Annotated in this window: 20 protein-coding genes and 2 tRNA genes; 6 read left to right on the forward strand and 16 right to left on the reverse strand. The window is 71.2% G+C overall.

The annotated features are described in order from the left end of the window. Positions 1–47 precede the first annotated feature (47 nt). The 8 genes from VTA80_RS03935 to VTA80_RS03970 form a co-directional block, all read right to left on the reverse strand. Positions 48–120: transfer RNA gene (locus VTA80_RS03935), tRNA-Glu, on the reverse strand. Positions 121–205: 85 nt separating this feature from the next. Further along, positions 206–277: transfer RNA gene (locus VTA80_RS03940), tRNA-Gln, on the reverse strand. Between the two features lie 144 nt (positions 278–421). Next, positions 422–1,213 carry an HAD family hydrolase gene (locus VTA80_RS03945; RefSeq protein ID WP_407344106.1) on the reverse strand — a complete coding sequence of 264 codons (792 nt, stop codon included), beginning with the start codon at positions 1,211–1,213 and terminating at the stop codon, positions 422–424. Continuing rightward, on the reverse strand, positions 1,210–2,742 hold the full coding sequence (gene gltX / locus VTA80_RS03950; RefSeq protein ID WP_407344107.1) for a glutamate--tRNA ligase: 1,533 nt from the start codon (positions 2,740–2,742) through the stop codon (positions 1,210–1,212). The genes VTA80_RS03945 and gltX overlap by 4 nt, the downstream gene beginning before the upstream one ends. 88 nt (positions 2,743–2,830) lie before the next feature. Next, positions 2,831–3,613, reverse strand: a complete 783-nt coding sequence (locus tag VTA80_RS03955; protein ID WP_407344108.1) for a fumarylacetoacetate hydrolase family protein — start codon at positions 3,611–3,613, stop codon at positions 2,831–2,833. 60 nt (positions 3,614–3,673) lie between these two features. Beyond that, positions 3,674–4,486 carry a methyltransferase domain-containing protein gene (locus VTA80_RS03960; protein ID WP_407344109.1) on the reverse strand — a complete coding sequence of 271 codons (813 nt, stop codon included), beginning with the start codon at positions 4,484–4,486 and terminating at the stop codon, positions 3,674–3,676. Positions 4,487–4,553: 67 nt separating this feature from the next. Next, on the reverse strand, positions 4,554–5,315 hold the full coding sequence (locus VTA80_RS03965) for a maleylpyruvate isomerase family mycothiol-dependent enzyme (protein ID WP_407344110.1): 762 nt from the start codon (positions 5,313–5,315) through the stop codon (positions 4,554–4,556). Continuing rightward, positions 5,312–6,046, reverse strand: a complete 735-nt coding sequence (locus VTA80_RS03970) for a pyridoxal 5'-phosphate synthase (RefSeq protein ID WP_407344111.1) — start codon at positions 6,044–6,046, stop codon at positions 5,312–5,314. The genes VTA80_RS03965 and VTA80_RS03970 overlap by 4 nt, the downstream gene beginning before the upstream one ends. Before the next feature lie 77 nt (positions 6,047–6,123). Here VTA80_RS03970 and VTA80_RS03975 point away from each other — a divergent pair, with 77 nt between their 5' ends. Further along, positions 6,124–7,062: a 3-methyladenine DNA glycosylase gene (locus VTA80_RS03975; RefSeq protein WP_407344112.1), complete on the forward strand. Its 939-nt coding sequence runs from the start codon at positions 6,124–6,126 to the stop codon at positions 7,060–7,062. A gap of 29 nt (positions 7,063–7,091) precedes the next feature. Here VTA80_RS03975 and VTA80_RS03980 read toward each other — a convergent pair whose 3' ends face one another. The 3 genes from VTA80_RS03980 to VTA80_RS03990 form a co-directional block, all read right to left on the reverse strand. Beyond that, on the reverse strand, positions 7,092–7,838 hold the full coding sequence (locus VTA80_RS03980; RefSeq protein ID WP_407344113.1) for an SAM-dependent methyltransferase: 747 nt from the start codon (positions 7,836–7,838) through the stop codon (positions 7,092–7,094). Positions 7,839–7,858: 20 nt separating this feature from the next. Next, positions 7,859–10,228, reverse strand: coding sequence for a transglycosylase domain-containing protein (locus VTA80_RS03985; RefSeq protein ID WP_407344114.1), 2,370 nt, complete (start codon positions 10,226–10,228; stop codon positions 7,859–7,861). Positions 10,229–10,355: 127 nt separating this feature from the next. Next, the gene (locus tag VTA80_RS03990) at positions 10,356–10,562 is read right to left on the reverse strand and encodes a hypothetical protein (protein WP_407344115.1); all 207 of its coding nucleotides are present in this window, start codon (positions 10,560–10,562) and stop codon (positions 10,356–10,358) included. Between the two features lie 122 nt (positions 10,563–10,684). Here VTA80_RS03990 and VTA80_RS03995 point away from each other — a divergent pair, with 122 nt between their 5' ends. Together VTA80_RS03995 and VTA80_RS04000 are read left to right on the forward strand one after the other, a co-directional pair. Further along, the gene (locus VTA80_RS03995) at positions 10,685–11,122 is read left to right on the forward strand and encodes a DUF6325 family protein (protein ID WP_407344116.1); all 438 of its coding nucleotides are present in this window, start codon (positions 10,685–10,687) and stop codon (positions 11,120–11,122) included. A 9-nt stretch (positions 11,123–11,131) separates the two neighbouring features. Beyond that, complete coding sequence (locus VTA80_RS04000; RefSeq protein ID WP_407344117.1) at positions 11,132–11,488, forward strand: SHOCT domain-containing protein; 357 nt, start codon at positions 11,132–11,134, stop codon at positions 11,486–11,488. Positions 11,489–11,557: 69 nt separating this feature from the next. On the opposite strand, the gene VTA80_RS04005 is transcribed toward VTA80_RS04000, so the two are convergent. Together VTA80_RS04005 and VTA80_RS04010 are read right to left on the reverse strand one after the other, a co-directional pair. Further along, on the reverse strand, positions 11,558–12,940 hold the full coding sequence (locus VTA80_RS04005) for an aminopeptidase C (RefSeq protein ID WP_407344118.1): 1,383 nt from the start codon (positions 12,938–12,940) through the stop codon (positions 11,558–11,560). Positions 12,941–13,042: 102 nt separating this feature from the next. Beyond that, the gene (locus VTA80_RS04010) at positions 13,043–13,360 is read right to left on the reverse strand and encodes a hypothetical protein (protein ID WP_407344119.1); all 318 of its coding nucleotides are present in this window, start codon (positions 13,358–13,360) and stop codon (positions 13,043–13,045) included. A 193-nt stretch (positions 13,361–13,553) separates the two neighbouring features. On the opposite strand from VTA80_RS04010, the gene VTA80_RS04015 reads away from it, so the two are divergent. Both VTA80_RS04015 and ybaK read left to right on the forward strand, forming a co-directional pair. Beyond that, positions 13,554–16,076 (forward strand): DEAD/DEAH box helicase, encoded by a 2,523-nt coding sequence (locus tag VTA80_RS04015; protein WP_407345680.1) that lies wholly within the window; start codon positions 13,554–13,556, stop codon positions 16,074–16,076. A gap of 11 nt (positions 16,077–16,087) precedes the next feature. Next, the gene (gene ybaK / locus VTA80_RS04020; RefSeq protein WP_407344120.1) at positions 16,088–16,636 is read left to right on the forward strand and encodes a Cys-tRNA(Pro) deacylase; all 549 of its coding nucleotides are present in this window, start codon (positions 16,088–16,090) and stop codon (positions 16,634–16,636) included. Between the two features lie 31 nt (positions 16,637–16,667). Here the strand turns inward: ybaK and VTA80_RS04025 are convergent, their stop codons facing one another. Next, complete coding sequence (locus tag VTA80_RS04025) at positions 16,668–17,060, reverse strand: YccF domain-containing protein (protein WP_407344121.1); 393 nt, start codon at positions 17,058–17,060, stop codon at positions 16,668–16,670. A 56-nt stretch (positions 17,061–17,116) separates the two neighbouring features. Here VTA80_RS04025 and VTA80_RS04030 point away from each other — a divergent pair, with 56 nt between their 5' ends. After that, positions 17,117–17,827, forward strand: a complete 711-nt coding sequence (locus VTA80_RS04030) for a YggS family pyridoxal phosphate-dependent enzyme (RefSeq protein WP_407344122.1) — start codon at positions 17,117–17,119, stop codon at positions 17,825–17,827. A 94-nt stretch (positions 17,828–17,921) separates the two neighbouring features. On the opposite strand, the gene VTA80_RS04035 is transcribed toward VTA80_RS04030, so the two are convergent. After that, positions 17,922–18,971, reverse strand: a complete 1,050-nt coding sequence (locus VTA80_RS04035) for a biotin/lipoate A/B protein ligase family protein (protein ID WP_407345681.1) — start codon at positions 18,969–18,971, stop codon at positions 17,922–17,924. A gap of 98 nt (positions 18,972–19,069) precedes the next feature. After that, positions 19,070–20,692 (reverse strand): citramalate synthase, encoded by a 1,623-nt coding sequence (cimA, locus tag VTA80_RS04040; protein ID WP_407344123.1) that lies wholly within the window; start codon positions 20,690–20,692, stop codon positions 19,070–19,072. Between the last annotated feature and the right edge of the window lie 23 nt (positions 20,693–20,715).

Below are 20,715 nucleotides of genomic sequence, written 5' to 3' on the forward strand. Positions count from 1 at the left end.
GGAAACACGAAGGCCCGGTCACCCTCAGGTGACCGGGCCTTCGAACGTACCCCCGACCGGATTCGAACCGGCGCTACCGCCGTGAGAGGGCGGCGTGCTAGGCCGCTACACAACGGGGGCCTTTGCAGCAACACGTTCCGGAAAATGTCCGGATCGCGATCAACTACCGAGTGGAGACCCTACCGCAATCCGGTAGGTCATCACGCTGGGGTACCAGGACTCGAACCTAGAATGTCGGTACCAGAAACCGATGTGTTGCCAATTACACCATACCCCATGGGGTACTCACCCCCTCGTTTCCACGAATGGAACCGCGATATCCGCGGGGGTTGCACCGGTCGTCAACTCTACCCGAGCCTGGGGGGTGGGTCCAACCACTCCCCCTTCGCGCAGCCCCGAAAGCCCCCAGACGTGTCTCACCTCACGCCAGGCCGAGCGCAGCACGGAGCTCGTCCAGCCCGCGCACGACGACGACCCCGGCCGCGACCAGCGCAGCGTCGCCTTCGGCGGGACCCTGCTCTGCGGACGAGTCCGCGGGACCCTGCTCTGCGGACGACGGCTGCCGCCGGGCGGACGGCCGGTCCAGCCAGACCCCGACGAGGCCGGCGTCGTGCGCCGCGACCGCGTCGAAGTCGAGCTCGTCGCCGACGTACGCGGTGCGCTCGGGGGCGGTACCCAGGCGCGCGCACGCCTCGAGGAAGACTCGCGGGTCCGGCTTGCCGAACCCCAGGGTGTCGACCCCCACGAGCATGGGCACCGAGTCCGCCAGCCCGACCCGCTCGAGCTTGAGGTGCTGATACGCGACCGACGCGTTCGACAGGGCCCCGACCGCCACCCCGGCGGCCAGGAGCTCGCGCACCACGTGCGCGGCGTCGTCGTGGGCGACCCACGCCTCGCGGAAGCCCGACTCGAAGACCGCGTCCCACTCCTCGAACCCCGCGTCGTCGAGCACCGGCCCGCCGAACGCCTCGTGGAGGTCGTTCGCGCGGGCCATCCGCTGCGCGCGGTACTCGAGCGCGCCAGCCGTGTACCGGCGGTAGTAGCCGTTCGCGTCCGCCCGCCAGTGCGCGAGCACGTCGACGTGACGTTCGGGCGGCAGGTCCGGCAGGTAGGCCGCCGTGGTGCCCACGAGCGCGCGACCGAACGCCGCCCGGGTGTCGACGAGCGTGTCGTCGACGTCGAAGAGCACCCCGTCGACGCGCGCGGTGCTCACCCGAGGGTCTCCCGCAGCACCGCCAGGCGCGCGATCGAGGAGTCCTTGCCGAGGATCTCCATCGACTCGAACAGCGGCGGGGACACGCGCCGACCGCTGATCGCGGTGCGCAGCGGAGCGAACGCGAACCGGGGCTTGATCCCGAGCGCGTCGACGATCGCCTCCTGGAGCGCGACGTGCACCGGCTCGGCCACGAAACCGTCCGCCGGCACGAGCGCCAGGGCGGCCAGGGCGGCATCGAGCACGGCAGCCGCGTCGTCGCGCAGGGCCTTGACGGCCTCGGGCTCGAGAGCGACGGCGTCGTCGGCCGCGAACAGGAACCCGAGCATCCCGGGGGCCTCGCCGAGCAGGGTCATGCGCTCCTGGACCAGCGGGGCGCCGGCCTCGAGCAGCGCGCGGTGCTCGAGGGCGAGGTCCGCGAACGAGGCTGCGGGCACCAGGCCGGCGGCGTGCAGGTACGGCACGAGCCGGTCCCGGAAGTCCTCGGGCGCGAGCAGCCGCAGGTGCGCGGCGTTGATCGCCTCGGCCTTCTTGAGGTCGAACCGGGCCGGGTTGGGATTGACGTCCGCGACGTCGAACGCCGCGACGAGCTCGTCGACCGAGAAGATGTCCCGGTCGGGACCGATCCCCCAGCCCAGCAGGGCGAGGTAGTTGAGCAGCCCCTCGGGGGTGAAGCCCCGCTCCCGGTGCAGGAACAGGTTGGCCTCGGGGTCCCGCTTGGAGAGCTTCTTGTTGCCCTCGCCCATGACGTACGGCAGGTGGCCGAAGACCGGCATCACCTCGGCGACGCCGAGCTCGAGCAGCGCGTTGTACAGCACGACCTGCCGGGGGGTGGACGAGAGCAGGTCCTCCCCGCGGAGCACGTGCGTGATGCCCATGAGCGCGTCGTCGATCGGGTTGACCAGCGTGTAGAGCGGGTGCCCGTTGCCGCGCACGATGACGTAGTCGGGCACCGAGCCCGCCTTGAAGGTGACCTCGCCACGGATCAGGTCGAAGAACGACACGTCGTCGGCCGGCATCCGCATCCGCAGCACCGGTGAGCGCCCGTCGGCCCGGTAGGCGGCCCGCTGCTCGTCGGTGAGGTCGCGGTCGAAGCCGTCGTAACCGCGCTTGGGGTCGCGACCGGCGGCCCGGTGGCGCGCCTCGATCTCCTCGGGCGTCGAGAACGACTCGTACGCGTACCCGCCCGCGAGCAGCCGCGCCGCGATGTCGGCGTACAGGTCCAGCCGCTGCGACTGCCGGTAGGGCTCGTGCGGTCCGCCGACCTCGACGCCCTCGTCCCAGTCCAGGCCGAGCCAGCGCATGGCGTCGAGCAGCTGGAGGTAGCTCTCCTGGCTGTCGCGCTCGGTGTCGGTGTCCTCGATGCGGAAGACGAACGTGCCACCCACGTGCCGCGCGTAGGCCCAGTTGAACAGCGCGGTGCGGATCAGGCCGACGTGCGGGGTTCCCGTCGGCGAAGGGCAGAACCGGACCCGGATGGCGGAGCCGGTGGGGGTGCCGGCGGGGGCAGTCGAAACGGTGTCACTCACCAGCCCAGCCTAGTTGTCGCCCACGGGGCGCCCTGCAGCCGGCCTGCCCCGCCCCGTTCCCGCCCCGCGGGGCCGACGGCGACCGGCGTCAGCCCCGGCGGACCACCGGGTTGCGCAGCACGCCGATGTCCTCGATCTCGACCTCGACGACGTCGCCCTGCACCATCGGCCCGACGCCGGCGGGGGTGCCGGTGAGGATCACGTCGCCCGGCAGGAGCGTGAACACCTCGGAGATGTACGACACCAGGTGGGCGACGTCGAAGACCATCTCGGACGTGCGGCCGTCCTGGCGCGGCTGGCCGTTGACGCGCGAGGAGACCCGGAGGTCGTCGGTGTCGAGCTCGGTCACGATCCACGGGCCGAGCGGGCACGACGAGTCGAAGCCCTTGGCGCGGGTCCACTGCCCGTCCGTGCGCTGCACGTCGCGCGCCGTGACGTCGTTGGCGGCCGTGTAGCCGAACACGTGCGCGAGCGCGCGCTCGGGCGTCACGTTCCGGGTGATCTTGCCCATGACGACGGCGAGCTCGGCCTCGTGGTGCACCTCGTCCGAGTAGGTCGGCAGCACGATCGGGTCGTCCGGGCCGATCACCGACGTGTTCGGCTTGAGGAAGAGCAGGGGTTCGGTCGGCAGCTCGTGGCCCATCTCGGTCACGTGGGCGGCGTAGTTGCGCCCGACGCCGACGACCTTCGACCGCGGGATCACGGGAGCGAGCAGCCGGGCGCCGTCGGCGAGCAGGATCCGCTCCCCCGTCGGCGTCACAGGCGTGAAGAGAGGGTCACCGGTCAGGACGACCAGGTGCTCCGCACCCGGCTCGCCGGTGACGAGGGCGTAGCGGGGGTCTTCCCCGGTGGTGAATCTGGCGATGCGCATGGCGCAACCCTAGGCGCGTCGGCGGCCACCCCCGGTCGGGGGTCGCGCTCAGACCCGCGCTCAGACCCGGGCGAGCACCTCGCCGTGCAGCACGGCGAACCAGCCATCCTCGTGGCGGCCCCAGGCGTTCCACGCCGCGGCGAGGTGCTCGAGGCCGACGTCGTCGGCGAGCCCGTGCTCGACGGCCTGACGGGCGAAGTCGGACGACGTCGACCGCTCGGCCCACAGCCCGGCCCACCAGGCTCGGTCGTCGGGGGTCGCGTAGCACCACGTCCCGGCGCTGGGCACCAGGCCGGCGGGGTCGAAGCCCGCCGCGAGCACCCAGGACAGCAGCCGGCGGCCGGCGTCGGCCTGGGCGCCGTTCGCCTGGGTGACCTCGTGGTAGAGCGCGCGCCACTCGTCGAGCCCCGCCGACGGCGGGTACCAGGTCATCGCCGAGTAGTCCGCGTCCCGCACCGCCACGAGCCCGCCGGGCCGCGTCACGCGCCGCAGCTCGCGCAGCGCCGCCACCGGGTCGGTCAGGTGCTGGAGCACCTGATGTGCATGGACGACGTCGAAGCTCGCGTCCTCGAACGGGAGCGCGTACACGTCGCCGACCTGGAACGAGACGTTGGCAGCACCCGCGATCCGGGCCGCGTCACGGGCCAGCTCGAGGACCCGTTCGGACCGGTCCAGGCCGACGACCGACCCGGGGGCGATCCGCGCCGCGAGGTCGATCGTGATCGTGCCCGGTCCGCAGCCGACGTCGAGCAGGCGCTGGCCGGGGCAGAGCGCCGCGAGGAGGTAGCCCGCGGAGTTCTCGGCGGTGCGCCACCGGTGCGAGCGCAGGACGCTCTCCTGATGGCCGTGGGTGTACTGGTCGGGTGCTGTCACTCCACCAGTAGGGGGGCATCGGTCCAGGTTTCTCAACTTATGGACACGATGTCTCACCCAGCGAGACTCACGGCACAGGTTCCGGCCGGGTCGCTTCGGGCCAGGGTCCCAGCTCGGGGAGCGGCCCCCCAGCGCTGTCGAGCACCGGTCGGACCGGCTCCCGGCCGGCCAGCCAGGCGGCAAGGTCGCTGCGCGCGCCCCGAACCACCCTCGGCACGGCCGCACCCCGGGTCCGGCCCAGCTCGCGGGTCCACCCGTCCGGGGCCACGAGCACCAGCGCTGTCCCTGCAGGGACCCGCGAACCGAGGAAGTCGGTCAGGTGATCGCAGAGCTCGGCCGGCCACGAGTCGCTGTCGGGGCCGAGGTCGAGGTCCGTGAGATGGATCTCGGTCTCGCGCCACCAGGCCAGAGCCATCGAGAGCACGACCTCGTTGCGGAAACGCACCGGGCGGTCCCAGTCCACGGGCGCGAGGCCGGCCAGCAGCTCGTCGATCCGTTCCGTCGCCTGACGTAGCGCCCGGACCTGCTCCGCCGCGGGCGCCGTCGCCCCCGCCTCGATCGCGGCGTCCCGGCCGGCGCGACCGCCGTCATAGAAGTCCACAAGCTCACCGCGACGTGCGGCGGAGATCTGACGCGCGGCCGCGGCACCGAGGGTGACGAGGTGGGCGAGCACGTGGCCGCGGCTCCACCCGGGCAGGCGGGAGGGCTCGAGAACCTGCGCGTCGGTCAGCGACTCGACCGCGCCGCCCAGCCGTTCGTGGGTGCGTCGGATCGCGGTCACCAGCTCGCCCGGGGTGATCGCCCGGTGCCCGGGGTCGACGACGGTCACGGCCACACCAGCTCGTGGCGCCACGGAGCGCCGACGGCGTCCCGGCGGTACACGACCCGGGTGTGCGCACGCCGCCGATCGCCCTGCCAGAACTCGATCTCGAGCGGGACCACGGCCTGCAGCGACCACTCGGGCAGCACGAGCGACGGCTCGCGCTCGACCCGGACCAGTGCGGCGGCCATCGCGGCCTCGAGCTCGGCCGGCGAGCCGAGCGGTTCCCCAGGTCGCACCGCGAGCGCGGCGGCGCGTGAACCGGGCGAGCGCGACAGGAAGTCGGCCGCGCAGAGCTCGGGGTCCGCCGGGACGACCGGGCCGCGCAGCCGTACCTGCCGCGCCTGCGGCTGCCAGTAGAAGGTGGCGGCTCCCTGCGGGTTCGCGGCGAGGTCGACCCACTTGCGGCTGCGCGCATCGGTGGCGAACTCCCAGCCGCCGTCGCGCACGTCCTTGAGGATCACGACGCGGACCGAGGGCGCGCCGCCGGCGTCGGCCGTGGCGAGCATCATCGCGTGCGGCTCGGCGACCCCGGCATCGATGGCCGCACCGATCCACATGACGAACAACGCGACCGGGTCACCGGGCACGTCCGCAGGGTCGAAGCTCGGCAGGTCACCGGCGAACACCGGCAGGCGCCGCAGCCTGCTCCGCAGCGGCGAGCCTGACGACGGCGCCGGGGCGCCGTCGGGCACCGCCCCGTCCTGCTCTGCCATGGACCGGCTGCCGTTGTCTGCCACGTGCTTCCCCCTCGACGAGACGCTGAGGTCTACGACCCTACGGTCGATCCGACCTGCGTCCCGCCTACGCTTTGCCCATGACGATCCCGACGGGCGGCCGCACGACGCACCGGGCTGCAGCGCACCCGGCGGCCGTGCGCGAGGCGGCCGACTGGGGCCCGGACGCGGCCGCCCACGCGGCGCGCGCCGACGCCCTCACGGCGGGGCACCGCGAGCGCCGAGCTGCCGGCGTCCGCCACCCGATCGACGACTTCCTGTACGACTACTACGGCACCCGCCCCGGTCAGCTCCGTCGCTGGCATCCCGGCGCGGGCGTCGTGCTGCTCCCGGCTCCCGGCGCACCGCAGACCGAGCACGCGTCGTGGCGCTGGTACGTCGTCGACGCGACGGGCGCGGTGACCCTCGATGTGGAGGCGTTCATCGCGGACCGCGGCGACACCGTGGCCTACATCGGCACGCTCCTGCGGGCAACGGCCTCCCGGCCGGCCTTCGCCGGCTGTCTCGGCCTGCACGAGTGGGCGATGGTCTACCGCTCCGGCGATGCCCGACGCCGCCATGACCTCCCCTTGCGCCTCGGTCAGGCCGGGACCGACGCCGTCGTGGAGTCCCACACCATCGGGTGCACGCACTTCGACGCCTACCGGTTCTTCACGCCCGACGCCGTCGGACGTACCGCTGTCGCACCCACGCGCGAGACCCAGGTGGTGCTCGAGCAGCCCGGCTGCTTGCACGCGAACATGGATCTGTTCAAGTGGGCCGGGAAGCTCGGACCCGCCGCGCCCGGCGACCTGCTGCTCGACTGCTTCGAGCTGGCACACGACATCCGCACGCTCGACATGCAGGCATCCCCGTACGACGTGTCCTCGCTCGGTGAGCCGGCCGTCGCGATCGAGACCCGGGCGGGCAAGGCCGAGTACGTCGCGCAGCAGCGCGCGTTCGCTGACCGGGCGGCCGTGCTGCGCACCCGCCTGATCGACGTCGTCGAGAGCCTCGGGCCGCGACGCAGCGCGGGCTGACCTCGCCGCCGACACCCGTGCGAGCGGGCTCAGCGGCGCCGAAGGACGAACACGCCCCAACCGAGGTACCGCCTGCCGTACTCGACGTGAGCCCGCCGGCCGCTCTCCAGGAACGCGCGGATCTCGTCACGCTCCGGGTCGTTCGGGTTGGTGCGGAGCCAGTCGCTCAGCGTCCACCACTGGCTGGCCACGTAGCGGTCCCAGCTGTCGGGGTCGGACAGGACCATCTCGAGCACCTCGAGGCCGGCGGCCGCGAACCGATCGACGGTGCCGGCCAGCGACGCGTACTCCCCCAGCGGGAAGCCGAGGGACGCCTCCGCTGCTGCCGGCGGCTCCTCGAGCCAGAACGGCTCGCCGACCAGCAGGACGCCGCCGTCCCGCAACCCCCGGGCCATCAGGTCGAGCGTTCCGGCCAGGCCACCGCCGATCCAGGTCGCGCCGATGCAGGCGACGACGTCGAACGAGCCGGGCTCGGCACGGTAGGCGCCGGCGTCGCCCAGCTCGAACCGGACCCGCGCTCCGACTCCCAGCTCCGCCGCCCTCTCCCGGGCACCCGCGAGGAACACCTCGCTGAGGTCGACGCCGACGCCCTCGATCCCGTGGGCGACGGACCACCGGCAGAGCAGCTCGCCGCGGCCGCAGGCCAGGTCGAGGATCCGCATCCCGGGCCGTAGCCGGGCGACCTCGCCGAGGAGCGCCAGCTTGGCGTCGGTGAACGGGTTCAGGATGCGGTGGTCGCCCTCAGCGATCTCGTACTTGCGCAGGCTCATGCTCATGTGTACTCGGTGCCGTGGGTCTAGCCGGGGTTTGCCGCGCCGGGTGCCGCGCCCGGGGCCGCGTTCGGGTCGGGCGCAGGCGGAGGGGGTGTGGTCGGGGCCGGGGCCTGCCCGTTCGACAGAGTGAGAGTCACGACCGAGCCGACCGGGGCGTTCGCCCCGCCGCGCGGAGAGGTGCTCGCGACGGCGCCTGCGGGCAGGGCGGAGTCGACCTGTCCCCCGGTCACCCCCTGGAATCCGGCCGCGCTGAGCGCCGCGAGGGCACTCGCCTCGGGCAGGCCGACCACCCGCGGCACCCCGACCTTGCCCCCGTTGATCTCCTCGGGACGCGCCGGTGCGAACTGCTCGACGGGCATGCCTTCGCTCGCCTGCACCATGAACCGTTTCCACGTCATGCCCGCGATCGAGAAGCCGTAGACGTTGCGGTAGTACTTCCCGTTGATGGTCACGCGCTGGACCGGGATCATGCCCTCGGAGTGCCCCACCCAGACAGCCGCCACGAGCTGCGGGGTATAGCCGACGAACCAGGTGTGCTCGTTCGCGGACGTCGTGCCCGTCTTGCCGGCGGACGGCCGGTCCAGCGCCCCGATGGGCTTGCCTGTCCCCTCGAACACGTGGCTGAGCGCGAAGTTCATGGCCGCAGCGATGCGCGGTTCGAGCGCCTGGCGGCAGTTGCCCGCCGGCACCGGGAGCTCCTTGCCGGTCGCGTCGGTCACCTTCGTGATCGCGATCGGCTCGCAGAACATGCCTTCCGCCGCGAACGACGCGAACGCGGCCGCCATCGTGAGGGGAGCGAGCGACTCGGACCCGAGGACGTTGGGCGCGAAGACCCCGATGTCCTTGCCCGAGCCCTGGTGCACCCCGAGCGACTTCGCCCCGGCGATGATCGCGCACAGGTCGAGCTGGCTCGCCATGCGCACATAGCCGGAGTTGACCGAGTTCTTGGTCGCGTCGAGCACGGTCATGATGCCGGCGGGACCCTCGGCGTTGCCGAACGCCCAGGGCTTGCCGGTGAGCCGGGTGCACGGCGCCCGGAACGCCGTCAGGGGGTAGACCATCTGCCGCGCGTCGATGACCTCGCTGAGGTTGTGCCCCTCCTTGAGCCATTCCATCAGGGTGAACGGCTTGAACGTCGAGCCCGGTGCGAAGCCCGTCGACCCGCCGTAGGCGGCGTCGGTGTTGTAGTTGACGGACGTCTCCCGGTCGCCCGCGGACTTCGTGGTGTTGAACGTCCGGTTCTGGGCCATGGCGAGCACCTTGCCCGTGCCTGGTTCGACGACGGAGATGGCCGAGGCGACGCCGGACGGGTCATCCACCGGTATGCCCGCCTTGACCTCGTTGTCCGCGATCTGCTGCATCCGCGGGTCGAGGGTCGTGGTGATGGTGAGGCCGCCACGGTAGAGGAGCTGCGCACGGTCGTCCTTCGTCGCGCCGAACGCGTCGTCGTTCGTGATCACCTTGGTCACGTAGTCGCAGAAGTAGCCGGAGCCCCGGACGGCGTTCGCGGCCATGCACCCCAGCCCGGTCCGCTGGACGTTGAGGTAGCCGCCGTCGGCCACGCTGGCGACGGGGGTGGCCACCCCGGCGTCGTACTCGGCCTGCGTGATCACCGCCTGGTCGAGCATCTGCCCCAGGACGATGTTCCGCCGGTACTGCGACTGCTTCGGGTTGACGACCGGGTCCCACCGGGTCGGGCTCTGGGTCACGCCCGCGAGCGTGGCCGCCTCGAGGTAGTTCAGGTCCATCGCGGACTTGCTGAAGTAGAACTGCGCGGCCGCCTCGACCCCGTACACCGACGCACCGAACGGGGCGATGTTGAGGTAACGGCCGAGGATCTCCAGCTTGGAGTACTTCTGCTCGAGCGCGATGGCGAGCTTGGCCTCGCGGAGCTTGCGGCTGATGCCCGCCGTCCCTTCGATCTCGCGCGCCGCGGCGATCCCGGCGGGGTCGTTGTTCCGGGCCGCCGCCTCGATGAGCACGTTCTTGACGTACTGCTGGGTGAGCGTGGAGGCCCCCTGCAGGTCCGAGGTGAGCGCATTCTTGACTGCAGCCCGCACCATGCCCGTGGGGTCGACACCACCGTGCTCGAAGAACCGCTTGTCCTCGGTCGCGACGACCGCCTGCTGCATCACGGGGGCGATCTTGTCGAGCGGCACGACGATCCGGTTCTCCAGGTAGAACGTCGCCAGCATGGTCTTGCCGTCATTGGCGAGCACCGTGGACTTCTGCGACAACGCCTGCTCTTCGAGCTCGGTCGGCAGATCGGTGAACACGGTGGTCGTCGCACCGGCGACCGCACTCACGCTGGCGACCGCCGGCATCACCAGCCCGGCGGCTAGCACCCCACCGACGCCCGCGACCAGCACAAACGCCAGCAGAAGTGCTATCACCTGAACCAGGCTGAGCTGACGGCCACGAGATCGCGCGGACTTCACCATGTCGCCCAGATTAGGTGCGTTCGCCCCTTATCGCCTGGGGAAGAACAACCCCTTCACAATGGATCGACAATGCATTTCGTCAAATCCACCAGACCCTGTCGGCCGACAGCATTGGTCGCCGACCCTCATCCGTCGCGCGGGCGCGGAGCAGGTGATCGCCCACGCTGGCCTCCCACGTGGCCATGAAGCGGCGCCAGGCGTACTCACCCACGGGTGGGTCGACCAGGGCGCGCGGCTCGATCCGCGTGACGCGCTCGCCCTTCTCGCCGACCCGCCGGCAGATCACGGGCTCGTCATCATCCTGCAGGGGTGAGGCCGGCGAGTTTCAGAACGCCGATCCTTCGAGGACCGGACCGGACCGAGCAGGGTGCGGCCGCCCAGCACATCGTCAAAGGGGGGTTCCACACCATGCCCACACGCCTGAAAGCGGACTCGATCGGGCCCGTCGACGTCGCCCTGATCGTGTTCGAGAAGAACGAGTTCAACGGTGAGATCGCACCTGCGCTCGCCGAGCTGCACGACAACGGGACCGTCCGGGTCATCGACCTGGCTTTCGTCCGCAAGGAGAGCGATGGCTCGACGTCGGTCATCGAGGTCGCCGACGCCGACATCGCGGCCGACTTCGAGCGGGTCTACGACAAGCAGTTCGACCTGCTGAACGACGACGACCTCACCGAGCTGTCGAGCGGGCTCGAGCCGGGCTCGTCGGCGATGGTGGTCGTCTGGGAGAACGCGTGGCTGGCACGGCTGGCTTCCGCGGTTCGCGAGTCCCAGGGTCAGGTTGCGGTCCTCGAACGCATCCCCCGCGACAGCGTGCTGCGAGCCATCGCCGCACTTGACGAGTAGGAGACGACAATGCCCCGACGAATGGGTCGCCCCGGCTTGATGGGCACGATGGCCCGCACCGCCGTCGTCGCCGGCACCGCCACCGCGGTGTCGGGCAGCGTGCACCGCAACCAGGCGGAGAAGTCCGCCCAAGCCCAGCAACAGGCGCAGGCGCAGTCGCAGCAGGCCGCGGCGGAGCAGCAGGCCGCGATCGACGACGCCGTCGCGCGCTCGCAGGCCCAGCAGGCGGCCGCGCAACCGGCGGCGCCCGCCGCACCCCCGGAGGACCGGATGGCGAAGATCCGCGAGCTCGGGCAGATGAAGGCGGAGGGGCTGCTCACCGAAGAGGAGTTCGCCGCCGAGAAGGCCAAACTTCTCGCCGGCTAGGACTCAACCGCCGTCGTGACGATCGCCGAGCTCCACCAGGGGCTCGGCGATCGTCGCTGTCCGGACGGCTCAGGCGAGCGCACCCATCGGGTCCCAGGCGGGCAGGGCCACGGGCTCGGCGGTCAGGGCGTCCCGGTAGTCCGCCGGCAGGGCCGAGGTGCGTACGACGACCTCGAACACGTACTCGTCGAACCACGAGTCGTCCATCGTGAAGAAGCCCTTGTCACCGCCGGCGTCGCCCCAGGAGTTCTCGACCCGCCAGCGGCGCGGGACGCCGGAGACGACGTCGACGCCGGTGAGCAGCATCGCGTGGGTCATCTGCGACTCACCGAAACGCACCCGGTTCTCCTTGTCCATGGACAGGTCGGTGCCGTAGACGCCCTCGAGGTCGAGCAGGTCCGCGGACCACAGGCCCTCCTTGCGCAGCATCTGCTGGCTGACGTCGCAGCCGAACCACACGGGCTCCCCCGCGACGATGGCCTCCATCGCGAGGCGCTTCATCAGCGCGATCTCCGTGTTCAGGTACATGACGCGGTCGCCGCCGACGACGTTCCCCAGGTGCTGGATCGTGAGGGTCGCGCCCTTGGGGTGCTCCGGCCGCGGGTCGTCCACGAGGCACACGTACTCCTCGACCGGGATGGTGACGTACTTGGCGAAGAACTCCTGGGGCGTCATCGTCCCGTCGCTGTGGAAGGTGCCGGCGTCGTCCTGCCACTGCCAGTCGAACGACTCGGGCGGGGTGCCCAGGTGGATCGCCAGGATCCGGTAGGCATCCGCGACGACCTGGTCGCGGGTCGCGTCCACCGCGGCCTGGGGCGCGCCGGCGTCGAGCATGTCGCGCAGCGTCCAGGCCGCCCGGTGCAGCAACGAGCGCAGCGAGCGGTTCAGCGCACCGGTGTTGCCCGACGACTCGGTCTCGGGCATCGCTTCACGCGGGACCACGCCGTGCTTGGCGAACACGCTCGTGGCCATGTTCCACTGCCCGCCGTCGCCCATGACCTCAGCGAGCAGGAAGGCGACCAGCCGGTCGTCCACGGGCCGTCCGGCGGTGGCCACGACGTCCGCCAGGAAGTAGTTGACCCGCTCCAGCTTGTCCCAGAACATCGCGTGGCTCTGCGAGAACTCGAACTGCTTGACCCCCAGCACGTCGCGCGCCCCGAAGCGGAACAGGTTCAGCGCGGCGAAGAGCCAGCACCGGCCCGACTTCTTCTGGTTGGCGACGGTCCAGTTGTCGAGGCGGTTCGACATCGTCGTCGACAGCGAGACCTGGCGGGCATGGTTGGCCGCGACCTCGTCCAACCCGGAGCGCGTGACGGCGTTCTGCATCCGGATCGCGGAGCTGTCCGCGGTGAACGCGGCGGCAAGGCCGTGCAGGACCTCCGGGGTCAGGGCGCCTGCGACGGCCGCGGAGCTGCCGTGCCGGGTCTGGATCGCTGGGGACGTTGTCGTCATGTGGTGCTCGATTCCTTGCGCTGGACAGGCTGGATGGCTCCGTCGACAGTAGCCTCGCCCGGCGACGGGTCCGGCCAGCGGCCTGGTGCGCGACCGACCGGCCTAGTACAGGGAGCCCTTGAACACGACCGACACGACGATCCCGGCCAACCCGAGGATCACGCCGAGGATGGCTTTCCCGCGGCCGATCGGCGCATAGCCGAACTGGCTCATCAGTGACGCCCGGTTGAAGGCGAACGCCGACACCCCGATCGCACCGATCCCGACGAGCAGGACCGGGTTGACCACCACGCTGACCACCCCGAGGACGAACCCGGCGGTCGCGGCCGTGTTTCTGCCGGCGGTGTCGCGATCGGACGGCGGTCCGCCCGGTTCGGGTGCGGTCGACTCGGGGGATGCTGCCCGGGGACGTGCCGTCATGCTTCGACCACCGTTCTTCGCCTGACGTCTCGACACCCGCCACCGGAGGGCTCGACTCTGCGGCCTTGACTCTAGGGCCCGCTCCTGTGACAAACCCGGGCCCGTCGTCGGCGGCGGCCCGCCCGCGCGCACCGCCTGAGACCATAGGGGGGTGTCCACCCTCACCGACCGCCCGCTCACGCTCACCGCGCGGATGCCGGCCAACCCGGATCCGGACTCCCTGTACGAGGCCTTCATCGCCTGGGCCTCGGACCAGGGACTCGAGCTCTACCCCGCTCAGCAAGAGGCGCTCCTCGAGCTGGTGACCGGGGCGCACGTCATCCTGTCGACGCCGACGGGCTCGGGGAAGTCCCTGGTCGCCATCGCCGCGCACTTCGTGGCGCTCGCCCAGGGTCGGCGCACGTACTACACCGCCCCGCTCAAGGCCCTGGTGAGCGAGAAGTTCTTCTCGCTCGTGGCCGCATTCGGGTCCGAGAACGTCGGGATGATGACGGGCGACTCGTCGGTCAACCCGGGCGCCCCGATCATCTGCTGCACGGCCGAGATCCTGGCGAACATCGCCTTGCGCGAGGGCGGCGCGGACGGCGACCCGACCGTCGTCGGGCAGGTCGTGATGGACGAGTTCCACTTCTACGCCGATCCGCAGCGCGGCTGGGCGTGGCAGATCCCGCTGCTCGAGCTGCCGCAGGCGCAGTTCCTGCTGATGTCGGCGACGCTCGGCGACGTCACGTTCTTCAAGGAGGACCTGGAGCGGCGCACCGACCGCACGGTCGCCGTGGTCGAGAACACCGAGCGGCCCGTGCCGCTGAACTTCAGCTACGCGATCGAGCCGCTGCACGAGCTGCTCGAGGAGCTGGTCAACACCCACCGCGCCCCCGTGTACGTCGTGCACTTCACGCAGGCCGCCGCCGTCGAGCGCGCGCAGGCGCTCATGAGCATGAACGTCGCCTCGCGCGAGCAGCGCGACGAGATCGCCGTCGAGCTGGGCGGCTTCCGGTTCGGCCCCGGGTTCGGCCGCACGCTGTCGCGCCTGCTGCGCCACGGGATCGGCGTGCACCACGCGGGCATGCTGCCCAAGTACCGCCGCGTCGTGGAGCGGCTGACCCAGAAGGGCCTGCTCAAGGTCGTGTGCGGCACCGACACCCTCGGCGTCGGCATCAACGTGCCGATCCGCACGGTCGTGCTGACCTCGCTGGTCAAGTACGACGGCGTCCGGATGCGTCACCTGTCGGCGCGCGAGTTCCACCAGATCGCCGGCCGCGCCGGCCGCGCCGGCTACGACACCGTAGGCGAGGTCATCGTGATGGCCCCCGATCACGTCATCGAGAACCGCAAGCAGCTCGAGCGGGCCGGCGACGACCCGAAGAAGATCCGCAAGATCGTGCGCAAGAAGGCCCCCGAGGGCGCCGTCAACTGGACCGACAAGACCTACGAACGCCTGCGCGACGCCGCGCCCGAGCAGCTGACCTCGAGCTTCGCCGTCTCGCACGCGATGGTGCTCAACATCCTCGCCCGGCCGGGCGACCCGATCGAGGCGATGAAGCACCTCCTCACCGACAACCACGAGCCCGAGTCCGCGCAGGGCCGCCACGTGCGGCAGGCGATCGCGGTGTACCGCTCCCTCAAGGCCGCGGGGGTCATCGAGCGGGTACCGCGCCCGGACGGCCACGGGCTGACCGTGCGCCTCACCGTCGACATCCCGGCGAACTTCGCCCTCAACCAGGCGCTGTCCCCGTTCGCGTTCGCCGCCCTCGAGCTGCTCGACCTCGAGTCGCCGACGCACGCACTCGACGTCGTCTCGGTCATCGAGTCGACGCTCGACAACCCGCGCCAGGTGCTCTCGGCACAGTCGAACAAGGCTCGCGGCGAGGCTGTCGCAGCCATGAAGGCCGACGGCCTCGAGTACGACGAGCGCATGGCCCTGCTCGAGGACATCACCTACCCGATGCCGCTCGCCGAGCTCCTCACGGGCGCGTTCGTGACCTACCGCCAGACCAACCCGTGGGTCGCGGACCTCGAGCTCTCGCCCAAGTCGGTCGTGCGCGACATGCACGAGCGCACCATGACGTTCGTCGAGTACGTGTCGAACTACGCGCTCGAGCGCACCGAGGGCGTGCTGCTGCGCTACCTGGCCGACGCCTACCGGGCGCTGCGCCAGACCGTGCCCGAGGAGAGCCGCACCGAGGAGCTCGCCGAGCTGGTCGAGTGGCTCGGGGAGCTCGTCCGGCGGACCGACTCGAGCCTGCTCGACGAGTGGGAGCGGCTGCGCAACCCGTCGGCCGACGGGTCGGACGCGGTCGTCGACGTCGACACCGAGGACGCACCCAAGCCGATCACGACGAACAAGCGCGCGTTCCGGGCGCTGGTGCGCAACGCCCTGTTCCGCCGCGTCGACCTGGCCGCGCGGGAGAACTACGCCGCGCTCGGCGCGCTCGACGGCGCCGACGGCTGGGACTCCGAGGCCTGGGCCACCGCGTTGGACCCGTTCTACACCGACCACGACGCGATCGGCATCGGCCCGGACGCGCGCGGCCCGAAGCTGCTGCAGATCACCGAGCGCTCCGGCGCCGACGGCCTGCGCTGGGAGGTGCGCCAGATGCTCGACGACGAGCCCGCCGGGGACCACGACTGGCGGATCGAGGCCGTCGTCGACCTCGACGCGAGCGACGTCGCCGGCGAGGCCGTCCTGCACGTCACCGCCGTCGGCCCGATGTAGGGGCGGCGACCGTGTCGAAGAACACCGCGTCGAAGAACACCGCGTCGAAGAACACCGCGTCGAAGAAGTCGGCCAAGCACTCCGCCGGCGGAACCCCGGCCCTCGTGGCACTCGACGTCGCGGGCGCCGAGCACGTGGTGCACCCCTACGAGCACGACCCCGCGAGCACGGTCGGGTACGGGATGGAAGCGGCGGAGGTGCTCGGCGTCGACCCGGCCCGGGTCTTCAAGACGCTCGTCACCGCCGTCGACGGCACTCTCACCGTCGCGGTGGTGCCGGTCACGGGTCAGCTCGACCTCAAGGCCCTCGCGCACGCCGTCGGCGGGAAGAAGGCCGCGATGGCGGAGCAGGCCGCGGCCGAGCGCGCGACCGGGTACGTCGTGGGCGGGATCTCCCCGCTCGGCCAGCGGCAACGGCTGCGCACGGTCGTGGACGCGACCGCACAGGACCACGAGACCGTGTTCGTCTCAGGCGGGCGGCGCGGGCTCGACGTCGAGCTGGCCCCGGTCGACCTGATCCGGCTGACCGGCGCCGTCGTCGCCCCGATCGCCCGCGCCTAGGCCGACCCGGACCGCCCCGGCCGGGCAGCGGTCAGCGGGCCCCGAACGGGACGTCCGTCGAGACGATCTCCTTGCCGAGCGGCATGAGCGAGACCGGGATGAGCTTGAAGCTGGCGATCCCCATCGGGATCCCGATGATGGTCAGGCACAGCGCCACGCCGGTGGTCAGGTGCCCGATCGCGAGCCAGATGCCCGCCACGATCACCCAGATCACGTTGCCGAGGGCCGAGCCGATCCCGGCCGTCGGCTTCTCAACCACCGTGCGCCCGAACGGCCACAGCACGTAGTTCGCGATCCGGAACGAGGCGATCCCGAAGGGGATCGTGACGATCAGGAGGCAGCAGATGACCCCTGCGAGGGCATAGCCGACGGCCATCCAGAAGCCGGACAGGACGAGCCAGATGAGGTTGAGCAGCGTTCGCATCCTCCTACCCTGCCGCATCCCGGCCCCGGCCCGACACCCCGCTAGGGTGCGTTCCCATGACCGACGACGACGCCCCAGCTCAGGTCGCCCGGGGCCTGGCGGCGGTCCGGGCCCGGATCGCCGCGGCCGAGCATGCGGCCGACCGGCCCGCCGGGTCGGTGCGGCTCCTGCTCGCCACCAAGACGATCCCCGCCGACCTCGTGCGCGCCGCGATCGGGCTCGGCGTCGACCTCATCGGCGAGAACAAGGTCCAGGAGCTCGTCGCGAAGGGGCCCGAGCTCGCGGATCTCGACGTCGAGGTCCACCTGATCGGCCACCTGCAGGGCAACAAGGTCAACGCCGCGCTGCGCTGGGCGACCTGCGTCGAGACCGTCGACTCCCTCGAGATCGCCACCCGCCTCGCCCAGCGCTGCGCCGACGCCAACCGCGTGCTGGACGTGCTGGTGCAGGTGAACGTCTCCGGCGAGGCGACCAAGTACGGCGTCGTCCCGGATGCGGCGACCGACCTGGCGATGCAGGTCGCCGAGCTCGGTGGCCTGAGGTTGCGCGGCTTCATGACGATCGGGCTGAACTCCCCCGACGTGGGCGCGGTACGAGCGGGCTACGCCCGCCTGCGCGAGCTACGAGACGCCGTCGTCCACCAGGGCGGCGAGGCCACGGCTCAGGCCACGGACCTCTCGATGGGCATGACCAGAGACCTAGACCTGGCCATCAAGGAAGGCGCGACGATAGTCCGCCCGGGCCAAGCCGTCTTCGGCCCGAGATAACCGGCGAACCAACAGAGCCCGCGAACTCGGAGGTTTGCCTCGAACTAGGACACCCTGAGGTCCTAGTTCGACGCAAACCTCCGAGTTCGGCGGCCTACGGGACTCGCTGGAGCCAGGCTTCTGTGCCGAACTTGGTTTCGACCAGGGTGGCCGCTCTGGTGAGTTCTGCTTCCGTCAGTGCGCCGTCGACCGTCGGGTAGCGGGTGCGGAAGTGGGCCTTGAACGCCTCGATGACCTCGGTGCGCGGACGGCCGGTCTGCGATCTCACCGGGTCGACGCGCTTCTTGGCGCTCGTGGTGCCCTTGTCGGAGAGCTTCTCGCGGCCGATGCGGAGCACCTCGAGCATCTTGTCCGCGTCGATGTCGTAGGCCATCGTCACGTGGTGGAGCACAGCCCCCCCGGCGAGCCGCTTCTGCGCCGCCCCGGCGAGCTTGCCCGCCGGCGACGCGATGTCGTTCAGCCCCGAGAACCCGGCCGTGACGCCGACGTCGGCCAGCGCCCCGAGCACCCAGTCGTCCAGGAACGCGTAGGACTGCTCGAAGCTCAGCCCGTCGACCAGCGACGCCGGCACCACGAGCGAGAACGTGATGCAGTTGCCGGCCTCCATGAACATCGCCCCACCGCCGGAGATGCGCCGGACCACGGTGATCCCGTACTTGGCGGCGCCGTCGGGATCGACCTCGTTGCGCAGCGACTGGAACGACCCGATCACGACCGCGGGCTCGACCCATTCCCAGAACCGCAGCGTCGGGCCCCGGCGACCGGCCGCGAGCTCCTCGGCGAGCACCTGGTCGAGCGCCACATGCAACGCGGGCGCCTGCGGGCCGGTGTGGATCAGCTCGAAGGTGTGGTCGCGCCAGCTCGTCGCGTGCCCCAGGGCACGTCGCACCGCGATCGCCACGGACTCGGGCGTGAAGCCGATGAGCGTCACCGAGTCGTCGAGCGCGGCGTCGATGGCCGCGGTCAGCTCGGCGACCTTGGCGGCCACCGGCTGCCCGACCAGGGCGGCGTCGATGCGTTCGAGCGCGTCGTCGGGCTCGAGGAAGAAGTCCCCGCTGATCGCCACCGAGGTCAGCACCCCGTCGACGACGACGACGTCGGCGGCCACCATCTTGCCGCCCGGCACCTTGTACTCGCCCCGCAGGGCGCCGACGAGCTCGGTGCTGCTGGAGGCCAGCGGGTCGGGGGGCGTGGAGCCGGGGACTGTCGCCGAGGTGGTCACCAAGTCATCCTATGACCGGCTCAGCGGCGCACGATGCCCGATCGGAGCAGCCCGTAGACGAGCGAGTCGACGATCGCCTCGAACGACGCCTCGATGACGTTGGGCCCGACGCCGACCGTGCGCCAGGTGGTCTCCGCACCGGAGTCCATGGTCTCGACGAGCACCCGCGTCACCGCGTCGGTGCCGTGCATCGTGTCCATGATCCGCACCTTGAAGTCGATGAGCTCGAAGCGCTCGATCTCGGGGTACGTGGTGAGCAGCGCCTGGCGCAGCGCGTGGTCGAGCGCGTTGACCGGGCCGTTGCCCTCGCCGGTCGCGACGGTGCGCTGGTTGCCCGCGGTGAGCTTCACGGTCGCCTCGGCGTTGGCGTGGTCGAGTGCGCCTGGAAGGGTCTCGACGATCACGCGCCAGCTCTCGACGTCGAAGTACGCGACACGCTCCCCGCCCACCTCCTCGCGGAGCAGCAGCTCGAACGAGGCGTCCGCGGCGTCGTAGGTGTAGCCCTCGGCCTCGGCATCCTTGATGCGGTTCATCACCCGGCCGAGCAGCTCGCTCTGGCCGGACAGGTCCATGCCGAGCTCACGCCCCTTGAGCTCGATGGACGCGCGGCCAGCCATGTCGGAGATGAGCATCCGCATGTCGTTGCCCACGCGCACCGGGTCGATGTGCTGGTACAGGTCGGGGTCCACCCGGATCGCGCTGGCGTGCAGCCCCGCCTTGTGCGCGAACGCGCTCGCGCCGATGTACGGCTGACGGGCGAACGGGCTGATGTTGGTGATCTCGCTGATCGCGTGCGCGATCCGGGTGGCCTCGCGCAGCGCGCCCGAGCCAAGCAGGAGGGCGCGGCCCTGCTTGATCTCGAGGTTCGCGACGACGGCGATCAGGTCGGCGTTGCCCGTGCGCTCCCCGTAGCCGTTGACCGTGCCCTGGACGTGGTTGGCCCCGGCCCCGACGGCCGCGAGGGAGTTGGCGACCGCGCAGCCCGAGTCGTTGTGGGCGTGCATCCCGAGCCGAGGCCCATGCCCGATGGCGGCTCGCACCTCACCGACGATCTGGCCCACCATGTCGGGCAGCATGCCGCCGTTGGTGTCGCACAGCGTGACGACCTCGGCGCCCGCCGCGAAGGCGGCCCGGACGGCCTCGACGGCGTACCTGGGGTCGTAGCGGTAGCCGTCGAAGAAGTGCTCGGCATCGAGCACCACCCGGCGCCCCTCTCCCACGAGGAGCGCGACGGTGTCGGTGATCATCGCGAGGTTCTCGGCGGCGGTCGTGCGCAGCGCCCGCTCGACGTGCCGGATGTCGCTCTTGGCGACGAGGGTGACGACGGGGGCCTCGGCGTCGAGCAGGGCGCGCACCTGCTGGTCCTCCCACGCCCGCACCCCGGCCTTGCGGGTCGCGCCGAACACCGCGAGGACGGCGTTCTTCAGGTGCAGCTCCTTGGCCGCACGCGCGAAGAACTCCGTGTCCTTGGGGATGGCCCCGGGCCAACCGCCCTCGATGTAGCCCACGCCCAGCTCGTCCAGGAGCGGGGCGATGGCGAGCTTGTCCGCGACCGAGAGGTTCATCCCCTCCTGCTGCGCGCCGTCGCGCAGGGTCGTGTCGTAGACGTCGAAGGCGCTGAGCGGGGAGCGGTCGCTGGTCACGATGAACTTTCTTCAAGACGTAG

The sequence above is a fragment of the Pengzhenrongella phosphoraccumulans genome (genome assembly GCF_045689905.1).
Lineage (GTDB): Bacteria > Actinomycetota > Actinomycetes > Actinomycetales > Cellulomonadaceae > Pengzhenrongella > Pengzhenrongella phosphoraccumulans.